Raw genomic sequence first — 14849 nt, forward strand, 5'->3', positions numbered from 1 at the left:
AAGAGCGTTGACCGCTTTCGCTGGTCAGGGCTGCGTATTCTACGCAATCCTTGGTGTTCGTCAAGCGTTGATTTGAACTTTGTTTGGTTCGCTTTCAACCCTTGTGACCGTTGGCGTGTTGCCTCGTGTCAGTGGATGCGCATTATAGGGAGCCGCGATTTTTGCGCAAGGGCTTTTTTGACAAAAACATGACCTTCAGGACTGAATGTTCATTAACCCAGCAAAAGCACATGTTAACCACAGAGTTATTCACAAAGCATGTGCTTTGGCAGTCGTTCAAGTAACATAAAGGCCCGGTTTAGCCCCCCATTATCAGTTAGAGATGAGACTGCATCATGAGTTCATTAAATGCCTACAAGAATATTTACCCCACCCTGGATGCCCGCGTGTTTGTGGAAGACTCCGCCGTACTGTACGGCGACATTCACCTGGGAGAAGACAGCAGCATCTGGCCCCTGGTTGCCGCCCGTGGTGATGTGAACCACATTCGCATTGGCGCCCGTACCAATATTCAGGACGGCACCGTGCTGCATGTCACCCGTAAAAGTGCGTCACGCCCCGATGGTCTGCCGCTGCTGATCGGCGATGATGTCACCATTGGTCACAAGGCCATGCTGCACGCCTGCACCATAGGTAACCGGGTGCTGGTGGGGATGGGCGCCATTATTCTGGATGGTGCCGTGGTAGAGGATGATGTGATTATCGGCGCAGGTACTCTGGTGCCACCGGGCAAACGACTGGAAGAGGGATTTCTGTACGTCGGCTCGCCGGTGCGTCAGGCCCGCCCACTGACGGATGAAGAAAAGGCATTTCTGCCCGAATCGGCCGACAACTACGTACGCCTTAAGGATGAATATCTGCAGCAAGACTGAAGCATGAGGTGTGAGGTATCATTTCTCCTCACACCTCACCTAGTTCCCCTCACCAGGGTCAGAGGCTGATGCTGCCGTCCGGGGCAAAGGCTTCTTCTTCGATGCGCTCGCACACCAGCTCTTCAATATCAAACCGCACCTGCTCAAAGGCAAGGATCACATTGGCTTCATCAGCCAGTTGCTGACCGGAAAGATGCTCCAGCCGGTGCAGAGTGATAAAGCAGGGCACCTGTCGCCCCTGCCAGTGCGTGCTGAAGGCAACCCGTTGTTCATCGGGTTGCCAGTAAATTTCGTCTCCGACGATGATGTCCTGATTCATTGCGCCTGCTCCAGCCTGGCCCTGAGCGCCTGCAACACCGGCTCCATGTCGGGGCGAACACCACGCCAGAGGTAAAAACTCTCCGCCGCCTGCCCCACCAGCATGCCCAGGCCATCGTAACGTTTGCTGACCCCCTGCTCTGCCGCCCAGCACAAAAAGGGAGTATCTTCCCGTCCATACATCATATCGTAGACGTGAGTGCCGGAATGACAAAGGCTGGCGGGCAAGGTCAGCCGCTCTCCCTGCAGGCTGGCAGAGGTACTGTTGATAATGAGATCAAAGGCGCCTTGCAGGTCATCGAGCGGTTGATGAGTCACCGGCCCCAACGCCGCAAAACGGCTTGCCAGCGCCGCGGCACGGGCCTCGGTGCGGTTGGCCACCACCAGGGTCGCCGGTTGTTCGGCCAGCAGCGGGCCCATCACACCCCGGGCCGCCCCGCCCGCCCCCAGCAACAAAATGCGCTGGCCGGCCAGGGGCACACCCAGCCGCTTCAAATCCATCACCAGGCCGGCCCCGTCAGTGTTGTCGGCAAACAGACGACCGTCCTTCAGCACCTTAAGGGTATTGACCGCTTCCGCCAGGGTAGCCCGCTCGCTCAGTTCATCGGCCACCGCCAGAGCGTCGGTCTTGAACGGCACCGTGATATTGCAGCCACGGCCGCCAGCCTGCACAAAGTTGCCCAGCCCCCCTTCGAAATTATCCAGCGACAGCAGCAGGCGTTCATAGTCCATGGTTTGCCCGGTTTGTTCGGCAAAAGCCTGATGAATAAAGGGAGACTGGCTGTGGGCAATGGGGTTACCGATAACGACGTATCTGTCCATGATGGTTCTCGCTGCTCGTCGGAGGGCCGCCTGCTGTCGGTGGCTGACCGAGATGTTCAAAGGGATTGGAATTATATTGCCATGAATGGCATTTTTTTGATTGCATTAGCCGCCAAAACGAATAGATTTTGCGCTAATGAACAAAATAATTGTGGTTGGCCTTGGATACCGAACTTTTAAAAACCTTTCTGGAAGTGTCCCGCACCCGTCACTTTGGCAAGGCGGCAGAGCACCTTTACCTGACCCCATCAGCGGTCAGCTTTCGCATTCGCCAGCTTGAAAGCCAGCTGGGCGTCACCCTGTTCACCCGGCTGCGCAACAACATTCAGTTGACGTCATCGGGCGAGGCGCTGATCCCTCATGCCGAATCCATGCTGCTGGCCTGGGCTCGGGCCCAGCACGAGGTGGCGCTGAGTGAACGGCAGACCCAGCAGCTGGCGGTGGCCGGTACCGCCAACCTGTGGGACGCCTATTTGCAGGAGGGCCTGCACCGGCTCTACTGCGAACTGCCGGCGCTGTCGCTGCGGGCCGACATTCGCACTCCCGAGCAAATGACCCGGGCATTGCTGAGTCGTACCCTGGATCTGGCCTTTCTCACGGATCCGGCCCGCATCGAAGGCGTACGCCACATCGCCACCCACACCATGGAGCTGCAACTGGTGTCGACCTACCCGGAACTCGATGCCACCCGGGCCATGGCCCAGGACTATATTCGCATCGACTGGGGCACCGCCTTCAATACCCAACACGCCAAGCTGTTTAACGCCGCTACCCCGCCGCTGCTGCACACCGGCTCGGTGCGCATCGCTCTGGAATACCTGCTGCACCACGGTGGCAGCGCGTTTCTGCCAAGTTCCATGATCCGGCAATACCAGGATCAGGAACGGCTGTTCCTGGTGACCGATACTCCCACCCTCAGCCGGGAAGTCTATGCCGCCTTTTTGCCCGGCAGCGAGCGCCAGGCATTGATCGACAAGGTGATCGAATTATTTGGCGCCGACGCCGGCGCCGAAGGTTAAACCCAGTCTCTGGGCACCAGGAATTCCTGCAGCCGGGCCTCATTGGTACCGGCTTCAGGCTGCCAGTTGTACTCCCAGCGCGCCAGGGGCGGCATCGACATCAGAATGGATTCGGTGCGGCCGCCGGTCTGCAGCCCAAACAGGGTTCCCCTGTCATACACCAGATTGAATTCCACATAGCGCCCGCGGCGGTATAGCTGGAACTGGCGTTCGGTTTCACCGTAGGGGGTGTCCTTGCGCCGCTCGATGATCGGCAGATAGGCATCCAGGTAACCCTGTCCTACCGCCTGCATAAAGGCAAAGCACTGCTCAAAAGGCCAGTCGTTGAGGTCGTCAAAGAACAGGCCACCCACGCCCCGGGTTTCGTCTCTGTGCTTGAGGTAAAAGTACCGGTCGCACCATTCCTTGTATTTGGGGTAAACGTCCTCGCCAAAGGGCTCGCACAAGTCTTTTGATACTCGATGCCAGTGTCGGCAATCTTCTTCTACCGGGTAAAAGGGCGTCAGATCAAAACCGCCACCAAACCACCATACCGGATCGGCCCCGTCCTTCTCGGCAATAAAGAAACGCACGTTGGCGTGGCTGGTAGGCACGTGAGGGTTGCGCGGGTGGATCACCAGTGACACGCCCATGGCCTCAAAGGAGCGGCCGGCCAGCTCCGGGCGGTGCGCCGTGGCCGAGGCGGGCATGGCATCGCCATGCACATGAGAGAAGTTCACGCCACCCTGCTCGATCACGGCACCATCACACAGTACCCGGCTGCGACCGCCACCACCCTCTTCCCGGGTCCAGCTGTCTTCTTTAAAACGGCCGGTGCCATCGGCCTGCTCCAGCTGCCGGCAGATATGATCCTGCAGCTCCAGTAAAAACGCCTTGACGGCCGTGGTATCCGGTTTGGTACTCATCATGATTCCTTGTTGATATGCAATCAGGCCGGGCGCAGCACGGCGCCGGTAATGCCATCGCGAATAAGCGAGGGGTTGGCCCGCCCGCCGGTGTCGCCGGGCAGTATGTAATCGAGCTCGTTGCCAAGCCGCTCGCTCAGCTCATCGGCACTGCGCGCCGGCTCCTCACCGCTTTTGTTGGCGCTGGTAGACACCAGCGGCTTGCCAAAGGCCAGACAGAGATCGTGGGCCTGGGGATGATCGGTTACCCGCACCGCCAGCGAGTCAAAGCGGCCTTTCAGCCACTCGGGCACCGCAGGGTGAGCCGGAATAATCCAGGTATAAGGCCCCGGCCAGCTTTCCAGGATCACCTCCAGCCGCCCTTCCGGCAGCCGGGTCAGATCCAGATAGGACAACAGCTGGCTGACATCGGCGGCGATCAGCACCAGTCCCTTGTCGACGGGGCGCTCCTTGATGGTCAGTACCCGTTGCACCGCCTCACCGTTGTCGGGATCGCACCCAATGCCAAACACCGCCTCGGTGGCGTAGCCAATCACTCCACCCCGCTCGAGGTGGCCGACGGCGGTAAAAAGCGCTTGCTGAGTCATTGAAACTTAATGTCCTTCTTGAATAAAAGCCGCTTACTGCTGGTAACCGCAGCCCTTTTTCGGGCAATACAGGTGCCCCTTGCGCTCGGCCAGAATACCAAACCCGCACTCGGGACAGCGCTGGGCCATCGGCTTGTCATTGATGATATAGCGACAGCCAGGATAGGCATCGCAGGCATAAAAGCGTTTGCCGTAGCGGGAGGTACGGGCCACCAGGTGGCCCTTTTCGCATACCGGGCAGGCCGGATCACTGTTGCCCTGATCGTTGATGTCGGCCACATAGTGGCAGGCCGGGTAGTGAGAGCAGCCGATAAAGAGCCCGTAGCGCCCCTTGCGAATGGCCAGGGTATGGTCGCACAGCGGGCAGACACTGCCTTCCAGCGGCTTTTCAACGTCTTCATCGTGTTCGATAACTTTCAGCGGGCGCAGGTAGTCACAGTCGGGATAGGCGGAACAGCCAAGAAAGGCGCCATGCTTGCCATGGCGCAGTTGCAGGGGCTGGCCACATTCCGGGCAGGCCTCATCGGGCCGGGCCGTTGGCTTGCCACTGAACAGACTGGAATCGATTTTCGACATGCCGCGCCTCCGAATTCAATGATTCGAATTCTACCAGCGCGGCCGGGTTCAGTGAACCGCTCCGTCGGGCTGCTCAAACAACAGCTCTTCCAGCTGGTGATAGGCCGACTCGCTGCCAGGTACATTGAACAGCACCATCAGCACTACCCACTTGAGATCGTCGAGTTCGATCACCGGCGAGTCCAGCTCCATCACCCGTTCGATAACGATCTCTCGAGTATCGGCGTTAAGCACCTTGATCTGCTCAAGAAACAGCAGAAAGCCACGGCCCTCGGTGTCGAGCTTGTACAGCTCTTCGGGGGTGTAAATACGAAATGAATCAGGAGCAGAACGCGCCCAGGCAGGGGGTTCATCCGCTTCCTGCAGCTCGGCCAGACGCTCCAGCCAGGCCAGCGCCTTGAGGATCTCTTCCTTGTTGAAGCCCGCTTCGGTCAGTTCTTCAGCGAGTTCATCCTGATCCACCATGGTGTCTACATCCGTATGAATGTAGGTCTCGAACAAGTACATCAGTACTTCGAACATGATCAGCTCCTCCTCGCTCTGACATAACCTCCGGGCACGGATTCCACCCAACCGGCCAGTTCCAGCTCGACCAACCGGGTTAACACCTCATGCACCGGCTGCCGGCAACGATCCGCGATAACATCCAGCGCTGTTGCCTCTAAACCTACGGTATCCAACAAGTCCGGATAAGGCAATGATTGCTCCGTGGCGGTATCGTGAATTTTGAGCGCCGCCGCAGAGAACCCGGCCAGCTCTTCCAGCACGTCGTTCGGCTCACACACCAGCTTGGCCCCTTGCCGAATGAGGTGATTACAGCCGGTCGCCTGAAGATTCTGCCGGGCGCCGGGCACGGCAAACACCTCCCGGTTCTGCTCCAGGGCAAAACGGGCGGTAATCAGCGAGCCGCTGCGTTTGGCGGCCTCCATCACCAGCACGCCCAGACTGAGACCGCTGATAATACGGTTACGGCGGGGAAACTGAAACGCCTGGGGTTTTTCCCAGGGATAACATTCCGACAGCAATGCGCCGCCGGCCTCGATAATGTGCCGGGCCAGGCGAGCATGACGCTTGGGATGGCACTGAGCCAGCCCGGAGCCGAACACCGCCAGGGTAATACCGCCCGCGTCCAGCGTGGCCTGATGGGCCAGACCATCAATGCCCATGGCCAGCCCCGAGGTAATGGCCAGCCCCGCCTGCACCAGCGGCGGTAACAAGGTGCGCGTGTTTTCCTTGCCCACGTAGGACGGATGCCGGCTGCCCACCACAGCCAGCTGGGGCAGGTTCAGCACCTCAAGACGGCCTTCCACGAACAACAACAGGGGCGCGCCGGGCAGGCGGTTAAGCAGCGCCGGGTAGGCGTTATCGGCGCGCGTCAGTATATGGCGCTCGGGGCCGGCATGAAGCCACTCCAGCAGACGCGCCAACAGGTCGTGCTGAGGCGCAAGCAGTGATGTTCGTAATTCCTCATCAATGCTGGCTTCACCCAGGCGAACGGCCTGCTGCCAGTCGGGCCCCAGCCGCTGCCGCAGTTTCCAGCCGCGCACCGGGCCCAGCCCCGGCGCCTGCTGCAAGGCCAGCCAGGGCAACAGAGGATGAGCGTCAGAGGCCGTGCTCGTCATACTCCGGCTCGCCCAACTGGTAATGAGACTGTACCGGCTCCCGGCTGTCGAGCACCAGGGCCGCGCTGGCGTGATCATAGGTCTGAAACACCATCACTCGGGCCACCGGCAACGACGGCAGGGTGATCCCCTCTTCAGCCAGCGGTGAAGCGGGGCGGTACACACCGTAAAGATGGCCCGCGTGCAGGCCGTCATCATGGCCCCTGTTCAGCAACACCACATCATGGCGGGCCGCCACCGCACCCTGGTGTCCCATGGCCAGCACCCGGCCGTCGTTCAGGCCCGGTCCCGGGGCCGGCTGGTAAAACGCCGCCAGCGCCCGCTCGGACGCCAGTGGCAGCAGCACATCCCCCGGCCGCATCTCCCGGCTCAGGCTGCTGATGTGCACGCTGGCAAGACTTGGCTCCGGTTGGGCTCGCGCACTCACCGCTCCAGTCAGTACCGCCCGACGGCCGTAGGATGCGTGAGTACGCTCATCGGTCAGCTCCCCCATGTCCCGGTACACGCCATATAACTGGCCGGGTACCAATCGCCCCTCCACATAGGCCAGCTCGCCCTTGCGCAACAGGTCCCGGCCATGCCGGTCGCCCAGCAGCACAGGTGCCGCGTCCAGCTCGGCGGAAGCAAGCAACCGGTGGCCCCGGGTATAGTTCATGATCGCGGCCAGTGGCACTGTGGCCACCGCCGCTTCGGCTCGTACCCGTGGCGAGAGCTTCACCACCCCCGCTTGTTCCTCGCCCTGACGCACCAGCCGGGGCTCACCGTTTACCCAGACAAGGGTAAGCCGGTCACCGGGATAGATAAGATGCGGGTTGGCCACCTGAGGGTTGGCCCGCCACAGTCGGGGCCAGCGCCAGGGGGACTTGAGGAACTGGGCGGAAATGTCCCAAAGGGTATCGCCCTTGCGCACCGTGTAGCTGGTGGGGTGATTGTCTTTCAGCGCCAGTGCCTGGGCCTGAACGGTGCCGGACAGCAAAAGCATGCCGGCCAAAATCAGTGCTCTCGGTTTTATCATCCCTGCTCGCCTTGATGGAATCTGCTTTCGGTTGATGGGGTCGCAACCTGCCGCCATGCTGCTGGCGGCCAACTATTGCTGATCTTTGAGTTGCAAATGGCTAAAATACTGACAGAACCGAATACAGGAAAACACCGTTGTTATGGCAAAAGTATTAGAAGTATTGCGCTTTCCCGATGAACGCCTGCGTACCGTGGCCAAGCCGGTTGAGACCTTCAATCCGGAATTACAGACCATTGTAGATGATATGTTTGAGACCATGTATGCCGAAGAAGGCATCGGTCTGGCCGCCACTCAGGTCGACATTCATCAGCGTTTAATCGTGATTGACGTGTCCGAAGATCGCCAGCACCCGCTGGTGCTGATCAATCCGGAAATTCTGGAAGAACGCGGCAGCACCGGCATTGAGGAAGGCTGCCTGTCGGTGCCCGGCGCCCGCGCCCTGGTGCCCCGCGCCGAGTGGGTCAAGATCCGCGCCCAGGACCGCCACGGCGAGACCTTTGAGCTGGAAGCCGACGATCTGCTGGCCATCTGCATTCAGCACGAGATGGATCACCTGATGGGCAAGCTGTTTGTCGACTACCTGTCGCCGCTCAAACGCCAGCGCATTCGCCAGAAAATGGAAAAAATGGCCCGCCAGGAACAACGCTGATTCGTCACTAAGGACCCCTCTTGAGCAAACTCAACCTCGTTTTTGCCGGCACCCCCGACTTCGCCGCCCGCCATCTGCAGGCGCTGCTGGATGCCGGCCACAATGTCATTGCCGTTTACACTCAGCCCGACCGCCCCGCCGGTCGCGGTAAAAAGCTCACCCCCAGCCCGGTGAAAGTAACCGCCGAGCAGGCCGGCCTGCCGGTGTACCAGCCCCAGAGCCTGCGCAATGAAGAGGCCCAGGACGAGCTGGCCGCCCTGGGTGCCGACCTCATGGTGGTGGTGGCCTATGGCCTGATTTTGCCTCAGGCGGTACTTGATACCCCGCGTCTGGGCTGCATTAACGTGCACGGCTCCCTGTTGCCCCGCTGGCGGGGAGCCGCCCCCATTCAGCGCGCCATCTGGGCCGGCGATGCCGACACCGGCGTGACCATAATGCAAATGGACAAGGGCCTGGACACCGGCGCCATGCTGCACAAGGCCAGCCTGCCCATAGAGGCCGGCGACACCTCCGCCAGCCTCTATGAAAAACTGGCCGGGCTGGGCCCTCAGGCGCTGCTGCATACCCTTGACCAGCTCGCCGACGGCAGCGCCGTGGCCGAGCCTCAGAACGACGCCGAGGCCAACTATGCCGAGAAGCTCAGCAAGGAAGAGGCCCGCATCGACTGGACCCTGCCCGCCGACCAGCTGGAGCGCTGCGTACGCGCCTTCAATCCCTGGCCGGTGAGTTACTTCATGGTCGCGGAGCACAACATCAAGCTGTGGCAGACCGAGGTGCTGGGTGAAACCACCACTGCCGCCCCGGGCACTATCATCGCCGCCGCCAAGGCCGGCATCGACGTGGCCACCGGCAACGGCGTGCTGCGCCTGCTCAGCCTGCAGCCCCCGGGCAAAAAGGCCATGAGCTGCCAGGATCTGCTCAACGCCCGCAAGGACTGGTTCACCCCCGGCAGCCAACTGCCCTGATCACCGCTCACATTAAGAGAACGCCATGAAAACTCGCGCCGCCGCGGCCAATATTGTTCACCGGGTGATCAACCAGGGCCAGTCCCTGTCCGCCCTGCTGCCCCGCTACCAGCAGGAGGTGGCCGCCAAGGATCGCGCCCTGCTGCAGGAGTTGTGCTTTGGCACCTTGCGCTGGTACAGCCGGCTCGACGCCATGGCCAAGCAGTTGCTCGACAAGCCGCTCAAGGGCAAATACCAGCCGGTGCATGCCCTGCTGCTGGTGGGTCTGTATCAGCTGCTTTATACCCGCATTCCGCCCCACGCCGCCCTGGCCGAAACCGTGGCCGCCTGCAAGCGGCTCAAGGCCGAGCCCTTCAAGGGCCTGGTGAACGGCGTGCTGCGCAATGTGCAGCGCCAGCAGCAGGAGCTGGAAGAAAAGGCCGACGCCCTGCCCCAGCTGCGCCTGGCCCACCCCAACTGGCTGATGAAACGGCTGCAACGGGCCTACCCCGATCAGTGGGAGGCCATCATGGCCGCCAACAACCGGCATCCGCCCATGTGGATTCGGGTGAACGAAACCCACCACAGCCGTGAACAATACGCGGCGCTGCTGGCGGAGCAGGGCATTGAGGCAAGTGCAGATCCACTGGCTGTCCAGGCGCTGCGGCTGGCGCGTCCGGCGGACGTTACCACCCTGCCCGGCTTTGACCAGGGCCACTGTTCGGTGCAGGATGCCGCCGCCCAGATGGCGGCCCGGCTGCTGGACCCGCAACCCAATGAGCTGGTGCTCGATGCCTGCGCCGCCCCCGGCGGCAAGACCGCCCATCTTCTTGAGCGTCAGCCGGCGCTGAGCCAGCTGGTGGCCATCGACATGGACCCCGACCGGCTTGAACGGGTACACCAGAACCTGGAGCGCATCGGCCTTGAGGCCACCGTGCTGCAGGGTGACGCCGCCCAACCCCGGGACTGGTGGCAGGGCCCGCAGTTCGATCGCATTCTGCTCGACGCTCCCTGCTCCGCTACCGGGGTGATCCGTCGTCATCCCGACATCAAGTGGCTGCGCCGGCCCGAAGACATTGCCCAGCTGGCCGCCCTGCAGTCGCAAATTCTTGATGCCCTGTGGCAACAACTGAAACCCGGCGGTATGCTGCTGTACGCCACCTGCTCCATTTTGCCCGACGAAAACCGGGAGCAGATCAAGGCCTTTCTGGCCCGCACACCCGATGCCGTGCACCAGCCCCTGCATGCCGGCGACACGCCGGTGCAGCCGGGCTGGCAGCTGCTGCCGGGTATTGATGAGCGGGACGGTTTCTATTACGCCAGCATAGCGAAACAGGCATGAAAATCATCATTCTGGGAGCCGGCCAGGTAGGCGGCACCCTGGCGGAAAACCTGGTCGGTGAAAACAACGACATCACCATAGTCGACACCAACACCGAGCGCCTGCGCGAACTGCAGGACAAATACGATCTGCGCGTGGTCACCGGCCACGGCGCCTATCCGGCGGTGCTGCGCGAGGCCGGCGCCCAGGACGCCGACATGCTGGTGGCGGTGACCAACAGCGACGAAACCAACATGATCGCCTGCCAGGTGGCCTACTCCCTGTTCAACACCCCCAACAAGGTGGCCCGAATCCGCTCGCCGGAATTCCTGGCCGAGCGGGAACGGTTGTTTCTGAACGAGGCCATTCCGGTAGACAACCTGATCGCCCCCGAGCAGCTGGTCACCGAATACATCTACCGGCTGGTGCAGTATCCGGGTGCCCTGCAGGTGGTGGACTTTGCCGAGGGCAAGGTCGGCCTGGTGGCGATCAAGGCCTATTACGGCGGCCCCCTGGTGGGCAACGCCCTGTCCACCCTGCGGGATCACATGCCCAGCATCGACACCCGGGTGGCGGCCATCTTTCGCCAGGACAGGCCCATTCGCCCTCAAGGGACCACCATTATCGAGGCGGACGACGAGGTGTTTTTTGTGGCCGCGAGCGGCCATATTCGCGCCGTGATGTCGGAGCTGCAGCGACTCGAAAACGACTACAAGCGCATCATGATCGTGGGCGGCGGCAATATCGGCGCCGGCCTGGCCAGCCGGCTGGAGCGGCGCTACTCGGTCAAGCTGATTGAGCATAACCCCAAGCGGGCCGAGCAACTCTCGGAGTTGCTGGAGCACACCATGGTGTTCTGTGGCGATGCCTCGGATCAAGAGTTGCTGATTGAGGAGCACATCGATCAGGTGGACGTGTTTATCGCGGTCACCAACCAGGACGAGGCCAACATCATGTCGGCCATGCTCGCCAAGAAGATGGGCGCGCGCAAGGTAATGGTGCTCATTCAGCGCGGTGCCTATGTCGATCTGGTGCAGGGCGGCACCATAGACGTGGCCATCTCGCCCCAGCAGGCCACCATTTCGGCGCTGCTGACCCATGTGCGCCGGGCCGATATCGTCAACGTCTATTCCCTGCGCCGGGGCGCGGCCGAAGCCATTGAGGCCATCGCCCACGGCGACAGCACCACCTCTCGAGTGGTGGGCCGCAAGGTCGGTGAGCTCAAGCTGCCGCCGGGCACCACCATCGGCGCCATCGTGCGCGGCGAAGAAGTGCTGATCGCCCACGATAAAACCGTGATCGAGCAAAATGATCACGTGGTAATGTTTCTGGTCGACAAGAAGTTTATTCCCGAGGTGGAGCGGCTGTTTCAGCCCAGTCCCTTCTTTTTATAAACGAGGCCGCCATGTTCAACCTGCGCCCCATCGCCTTTATTCTCGGCATGGCGTTGTCCAAGCTGGCGCTGTTTATGTGGCTGCCCACCCTGCTGGCGTTCACTGGCCGCAGCCGGGGCTTTGAAGAGTTTCTGCAGGCCACCCTGCTCACCCATGGCGCGGCGCTGTGGTTGCTGGCCTGGGGCCGGCGCGCGCAGATCCGGCTCAGGGTCAAGGAGATGTTCCTGCTCACCACCCTGGTGTGGACCACGGTGTGCGTGTTTGGTGCCCTGCCCTTTGTGTTCATCAGCCACATCAGCTTTACCGACGCCTTTTTCGAGACCATGTCGGGGGTCACCACCACCGGCTCCACCGTGCTCTCGGGGCTCGACACCATGCCCGCCGACATTCTGCTGTGGCGCTCCATATTGCAGTGGCTGGGCGGGGTCGGCTTTATCGTGGCGGCGGTGGCCGTGCTGCCCTACCTCAACGTGGGCGGCATGAAGCTGTTCCAGACCGAGTCGTCAGACTGGTCCGACAAAAGCGCCCCCCGGGCCGCCACCATGGCCAAGCGCATTCTGTTGCTTTACGGGCTGCTCACGGCCCTGTGCAGCCTAGGCTATTACGCCCTGTCGGACATGAACGCCTTTGAGGCGGTGAACCACGCCATGACCACCCTGAGCACCGGGGGCTATTCCACTTCCGACGGCTCCATGAACCACTTTACCCCGGCGGCTCACTGGATTGGCACCCTGTTCATGTTCATCGGCGGCCTGCCCTTTCTGCTGATGGTCTATAGCCTGCGCCATCGCAACCTGGAGCTGTTCCGGGATGCCCAGGTACGGGGGTTTTTCTGGCTGGTGCTGGCCACCGGGCTGATATTAAGCCTGTATTTATGGGCCACGGGCCGCTATCCGCTGGTGGATGCCATACGCATCAGCCTGTTCAACCTGGTGTCGGTGATCACCACGACCGGCTTCGGGCTGGAAGACTTCGGCACCTGGGGCGCCTTTCCGCTGGTGCTGTTCGCCCTGCTGATGCTGTGCGGCGCCTGCTCCGGCTCCACCGCCGGCGGTTTCAAGATCTTTCGGCTGCAGGTGGGCATGGCGCTGTTCCGCCGCCAGCTGTACCAGCTGATGCATCCCCAGGCGGTGCTGCCGCAGCGTTACAATGGCCGGACCGTGACCGACGATATCGTGCGTTCGCTGATCACCTTTATTTTTGGCTATTTCGCCACCATGGTGTTGCTGGCATTGGCGCTGAGTCTGATGTCGCTGTCGCCCCAGGTGGCCATTACCGCGGCGGTCACCGCGGTGGCCAACGTGGGGCCGGGCATTGGCGAGCTTATCGGCCCCAGCGGCAATTTCGCCACCCTGCCCGATGCCGCCAAGTGGCTGCTGGCGCTGGGCATGCTGATGGGCCGGCTGGAAATTTTGACGGTGGCGGTGCTGTTTATTCCGGGCTTCTGGCGCCATTGAGCTTTGTCGGGGCCTCGGCATCCGCCAGCGCCTGCTCCAGAGCCCGTTCCCGCAAATGCTCGGGCAGCGGCTTGGCCACCTCCACTCCCAGCTCGCGAAAAGCCTCGGCCTGGCGCACCAGGTTGCCCCGCCCCTGACTGAGCCGCTTCATGGCCCGCTGGTAGCTGTCGTCGGCACGGCGCAATGATGCTCCCACCGCCTCCATGTCTTCGGTAAACAGCCGCAGCTTTTCATAGATTTTGCCCGCCGACTCGGCAATGCGCCGGGCGTTCTGATTTTGCCGTTCCACCCGCCACAGATTTTCAATGGTGCGCAGCGCCACCAGCAGGTTGGTGGGGCTCACCAGCAGAATATTGTGGTCGAGGGCGTATTTCACCAGCCCGGGCTCGGCTTCAACCGCCACCAGAAAGGCCGGCTCCACCGCCACGAACATCAGTACATAGTCCAGGGTACGTACGCCCTGCAACTGGTGGTAATCCTTGCGCCCCAGCTCGCGAATATGACCCCGCACCGAGGTTACGTGCTCGCGCAGCGCCTGCTCGCGCTCGGCCTGAGTGTCACCGTTAAAGTAACGCTCGTAGGCGGTGAGCGAGACCTTGGCGTCGATGATGATGTCCTTGTCCTGAGGCAGGTGCACAATCACGTCCGGCTGGTAACGCTTGCCCTCGGCGTTGCTCAGGCTTTGCTGAGTGCTGTACTCGTGGCCTTCACGCAGGCCCGACTCGGACAGCACTCTTGAGAGCACCACTTCGCCCCAGTTGCCCTGCTGCTTGCTGTCCCCCTTCAGGGCCCGGGTCAGAGCGTTGGTGTCGGCGCTCATCTGCCGGTGCAGCTCGGCCAGCCGCTCGATTTCAAACTTCAGGCTGTGACGCTGGCGGCTTTCGTCGGCGTAGGTTTCCTGCATATTGCGGCGAAAGCCTTCCAGCTGTTCGCGCAACGGGCCCAGCAGGGCATCCAGGCTGGTCTGATTCAGCTCGCGCAGATTATGGGTTTTCTGCTCAAAGATACGCTGGGCCAGGTTTTCGAACTGCTGCTGCAGGCGGATTTCACTGGCCTCGAACTGAGCCTGCTTTTCCGCCGCCCACTGCCGCTCCTGGCGCAGCAGGGTTTCGTATTCCTTGAGCCGGCCATTCATTTTCAGCACCAGCTGCTGTTGCTGTTCCAACCGCTGGCGAGTGTCCTGCAGCTCGGCATTGCGTTCTTCCAGCGCCTGCTGCCAGTGCGCGCCCTGCTGGGCCGCGAGTTGCAGGCGTACGCCCATGGCGAGCCGGGTCAGGCCCCAGCCGGCCAGGCCGGACAGGGCGGCCAGACCCAGAGGCCAGTAGTGAGGCAACCAGTCCGTCAT

At 61.7% G+C, this 14849-nt stretch carries 16 protein-coding genes; 7 read left to right on the plus strand and 9 right to left on the minus strand.

The features are described 5' to 3' along the window. The first annotated feature begins 335 nt into the window (after nucleotides 1–335). A complete protein-coding gene (locus Q9290_RS14855; protein ID WP_306080431.1) occupies nucleotides 336–872 on the plus strand; it encodes a gamma carbonic anhydrase family protein in 537 nt (178 codons plus the stop codon). A 58-nt stretch (nucleotides 873–930) separates the two neighbouring features. Here Q9290_RS14855 and Q9290_RS14860 read toward each other — a convergent pair whose 3' ends face one another. Both Q9290_RS14860 and aroE read right to left on the minus strand, forming a co-directional pair. Further along, on the minus strand, nucleotides 931–1191 hold the full coding sequence (locus Q9290_RS14860) for a DUF1488 family protein (RefSeq protein ID WP_306080432.1): 261 nt from the start codon (nucleotides 1189–1191) through the stop codon (nucleotides 931–933). After that, nucleotides 1188–2012: a shikimate dehydrogenase gene (aroE, locus tag Q9290_RS14865; protein WP_306080433.1), complete on the minus strand. Its 825-nt coding sequence runs from the start codon at nucleotides 2010–2012 to the stop codon at nucleotides 1188–1190. Before aroE ends, Q9290_RS14860 begins: the two co-directional genes overlap by 4 nt. A 161-nt stretch (nucleotides 2013–2173) precedes the next feature. On the opposite strand from aroE, the gene hdfR reads away from it, so the two are divergent. Then, the gene (hdfR, locus tag Q9290_RS14870; RefSeq protein ID WP_306080434.1) at nucleotides 2174–3031 is read left to right on the plus strand and encodes an HTH-type transcriptional regulator HdfR; all 858 of its coding nucleotides are present in this window, start codon (nucleotides 2174–2176) and stop codon (nucleotides 3029–3031) included. Here the strand turns inward: hdfR and hemF are convergent. From hemF to Q9290_RS14900, 6 genes are read right to left on the minus strand one after another with little or no spacing between them, the layout of a single operon-like run. Beyond that, on the minus strand, nucleotides 3028–3936 hold the full coding sequence (hemF, locus tag Q9290_RS14875; protein ID WP_306080435.1) for an oxygen-dependent coproporphyrinogen oxidase: 909 nt from the start codon (nucleotides 3934–3936) through the stop codon (nucleotides 3028–3030). The genes hdfR and hemF overlap by 4 nt on opposite strands. A 23-nt stretch (nucleotides 3937–3959) precedes the next feature. After that, nucleotides 3960–4523, minus strand: a complete 564-nt coding sequence (tsaC, locus tag Q9290_RS14880; RefSeq protein WP_306080436.1) for an L-threonylcarbamoyladenylate synthase type 1 TsaC — start codon at nucleotides 4521–4523, stop codon at nucleotides 3960–3962. A 33-nt stretch (nucleotides 4524–4556) separates the two neighbouring features. Continuing rightward, a complete protein-coding gene (locus Q9290_RS14885) occupies nucleotides 4557–5099 on the minus strand; it encodes a DNA topoisomerase family protein (protein ID WP_306080437.1) in 543 nt (180 codons plus the stop codon). A 48-nt stretch (nucleotides 5100–5147) separates the two neighbouring features. After that, on the minus strand, nucleotides 5148–5621 hold the full coding sequence (locus Q9290_RS14890; protein WP_306080438.1) for a DUF494 family protein: 474 nt from the start codon (nucleotides 5619–5621) through the stop codon (nucleotides 5148–5150). Between the two features lie 2 nt (nucleotides 5622–5623). Continuing rightward, nucleotides 5624–6721, minus strand: coding sequence for a DNA-processing protein DprA (gene dprA / locus Q9290_RS14895; RefSeq protein ID WP_306080439.1), 1098 nt, complete (start codon nucleotides 6719–6721; stop codon nucleotides 5624–5626). After that, a complete protein-coding gene (locus Q9290_RS14900; protein WP_306080440.1) occupies nucleotides 6702–7736 on the minus strand; it encodes a LysM peptidoglycan-binding domain-containing protein in 1035 nt (344 codons plus the stop codon). The genes dprA and Q9290_RS14900 overlap by 20 nt, the downstream gene beginning before the upstream one ends. A 142-nt stretch (nucleotides 7737–7878) precedes the next feature. Between Q9290_RS14900 and def the strand changes: the two genes are divergently transcribed. Genes def through Q9290_RS14925 form a run of 5 tightly spaced genes read left to right on the plus strand, consistent with a single transcriptional unit; the run spans nucleotide 7879 to nucleotide 13504 of the window. Then, entirely contained in the window at nucleotides 7879–8388 is a 510-nt protein-coding gene (gene def / locus Q9290_RS14905; protein WP_306080441.1) for a peptide deformylase, read from the plus strand. Nucleotides 8389–8408: 20 nt separating this feature from the next. Then, entirely contained in the window at nucleotides 8409–9353 is a 945-nt protein-coding gene (gene fmt, locus Q9290_RS14910) for a methionyl-tRNA formyltransferase (protein ID WP_306080442.1), read from the plus strand. A gap of 25 nt (nucleotides 9354–9378) precedes the next feature. Continuing rightward, on the plus strand, nucleotides 9379–10674 hold the full coding sequence (gene rsmB / locus Q9290_RS14915; protein WP_306080443.1) for a 16S rRNA (cytosine(967)-C(5))-methyltransferase RsmB: 1296 nt from the start codon (nucleotides 9379–9381) through the stop codon (nucleotides 10672–10674). Continuing rightward, the gene (gene trkA / locus Q9290_RS14920) at nucleotides 10671–12047 is read left to right on the plus strand and encodes a Trk system potassium transporter TrkA (protein ID WP_306080444.1); all 1377 of its coding nucleotides are present in this window, start codon (nucleotides 10671–10673) and stop codon (nucleotides 12045–12047) included. The genes rsmB and trkA overlap by 4 nt, the downstream gene beginning before the upstream one ends. Before the next feature lie 11 nt (nucleotides 12048–12058). Continuing rightward, nucleotides 12059–13504: a TrkH family potassium uptake protein gene (locus Q9290_RS14925; protein ID WP_306080445.1), complete on the plus strand. Its 1446-nt coding sequence runs from the start codon at nucleotides 12059–12061 to the stop codon at nucleotides 13502–13504. Here the strand turns inward: Q9290_RS14925 and rmuC are convergent. Beyond that, entirely contained in the window at nucleotides 13479–14849 is a 1371-nt protein-coding gene (gene rmuC, locus Q9290_RS14930; RefSeq protein ID WP_306080446.1) for a DNA recombination protein RmuC, read from the minus strand. The genes Q9290_RS14925 and rmuC overlap by 26 nt on opposite strands.

It is taken from the genome of Oceanimonas aquatica, assembly GCF_030732065.1.
Lineage (GTDB): Bacteria > Pseudomonadota > Gammaproteobacteria > Enterobacterales > Aeromonadaceae > Oceanimonas.

Excerpts from the sequence above, each read along its gene's own strand:
- Q9290_RS14890 (WP_306080438.1), bottom strand. The coding sequence starts at position 5,621 with ATGTTCGAAGTACTGATGTACTTGTTCGAGACCTACATTCATACGGAT.
- rsmB (WP_306080443.1), top strand. The coding sequence starts at position 9,379 with ATGAAAACTCGCGCCGCCGCGGCCAATATTGTTCACCGGGTGATCAAC.
- rmuC (WP_306080446.1), bottom strand. The coding sequence starts at position 14,849 with ATGACGGACTGGTTGCCTCACTACTGGCCTCTGGGTCTGGCCGCCCTG.
- def (WP_306080441.1), top strand. The coding sequence starts at position 7,879 with ATGGCAAAAGTATTAGAAGTATTGCGCTTTCCCGATGAACGCCTGCGT.
- Q9290_RS14855 (WP_306080431.1), top strand. The coding sequence starts at position 336 with ATGAGTTCATTAAATGCCTACAAGAATATTTACCCCACCCTGGATGCC.
- aroE (WP_306080433.1), bottom strand. The coding sequence starts at position 2,012 with ATGGACAGATACGTCGTTATCGGTAACCCCATTGCCCACAGCCAGTCT.
- Q9290_RS14885 (WP_306080437.1), bottom strand. The coding sequence starts at position 5,099 with ATGTCGAAAATCGATTCCAGTCTGTTCAGTGGCAAGCCAACGGCCCGG.
- tsaC (WP_306080436.1), bottom strand. The coding sequence starts at position 4,523 with ATGACTCAGCAAGCGCTTTTTACCGCCGTCGGCCACCTCGAGCGGGGT.
- hemF (WP_306080435.1), bottom strand. The coding sequence starts at position 3,936 with ATGAGTACCAAACCGGATACCACGGCCGTCAAGGCGTTTTTACTGGAG.
- trkA (WP_306080444.1), top strand. The coding sequence starts at position 10,671 with ATGAAAATCATCATTCTGGGAGCCGGCCAGGTAGGCGGCACCCTGGCG.
- Q9290_RS14925 (WP_306080445.1), top strand. The coding sequence starts at position 12,059 with ATGTTCAACCTGCGCCCCATCGCCTTTATTCTCGGCATGGCGTTGTCC.
- Q9290_RS14860 (WP_306080432.1), bottom strand. The coding sequence starts at position 1,191 with ATGAATCAGGACATCATCGTCGGAGACGAAATTTACTGGCAACCCGAT.
- dprA (WP_306080439.1), bottom strand. The coding sequence starts at position 6,721 with ATGACGAGCACGGCCTCTGACGCTCATCCTCTGTTGCCCTGGCTGGCC.
- Q9290_RS14900 (WP_306080440.1), bottom strand. The coding sequence starts at position 7,736 with ATGATAAAACCGAGAGCACTGATTTTGGCCGGCATGCTTTTGCTGTCC.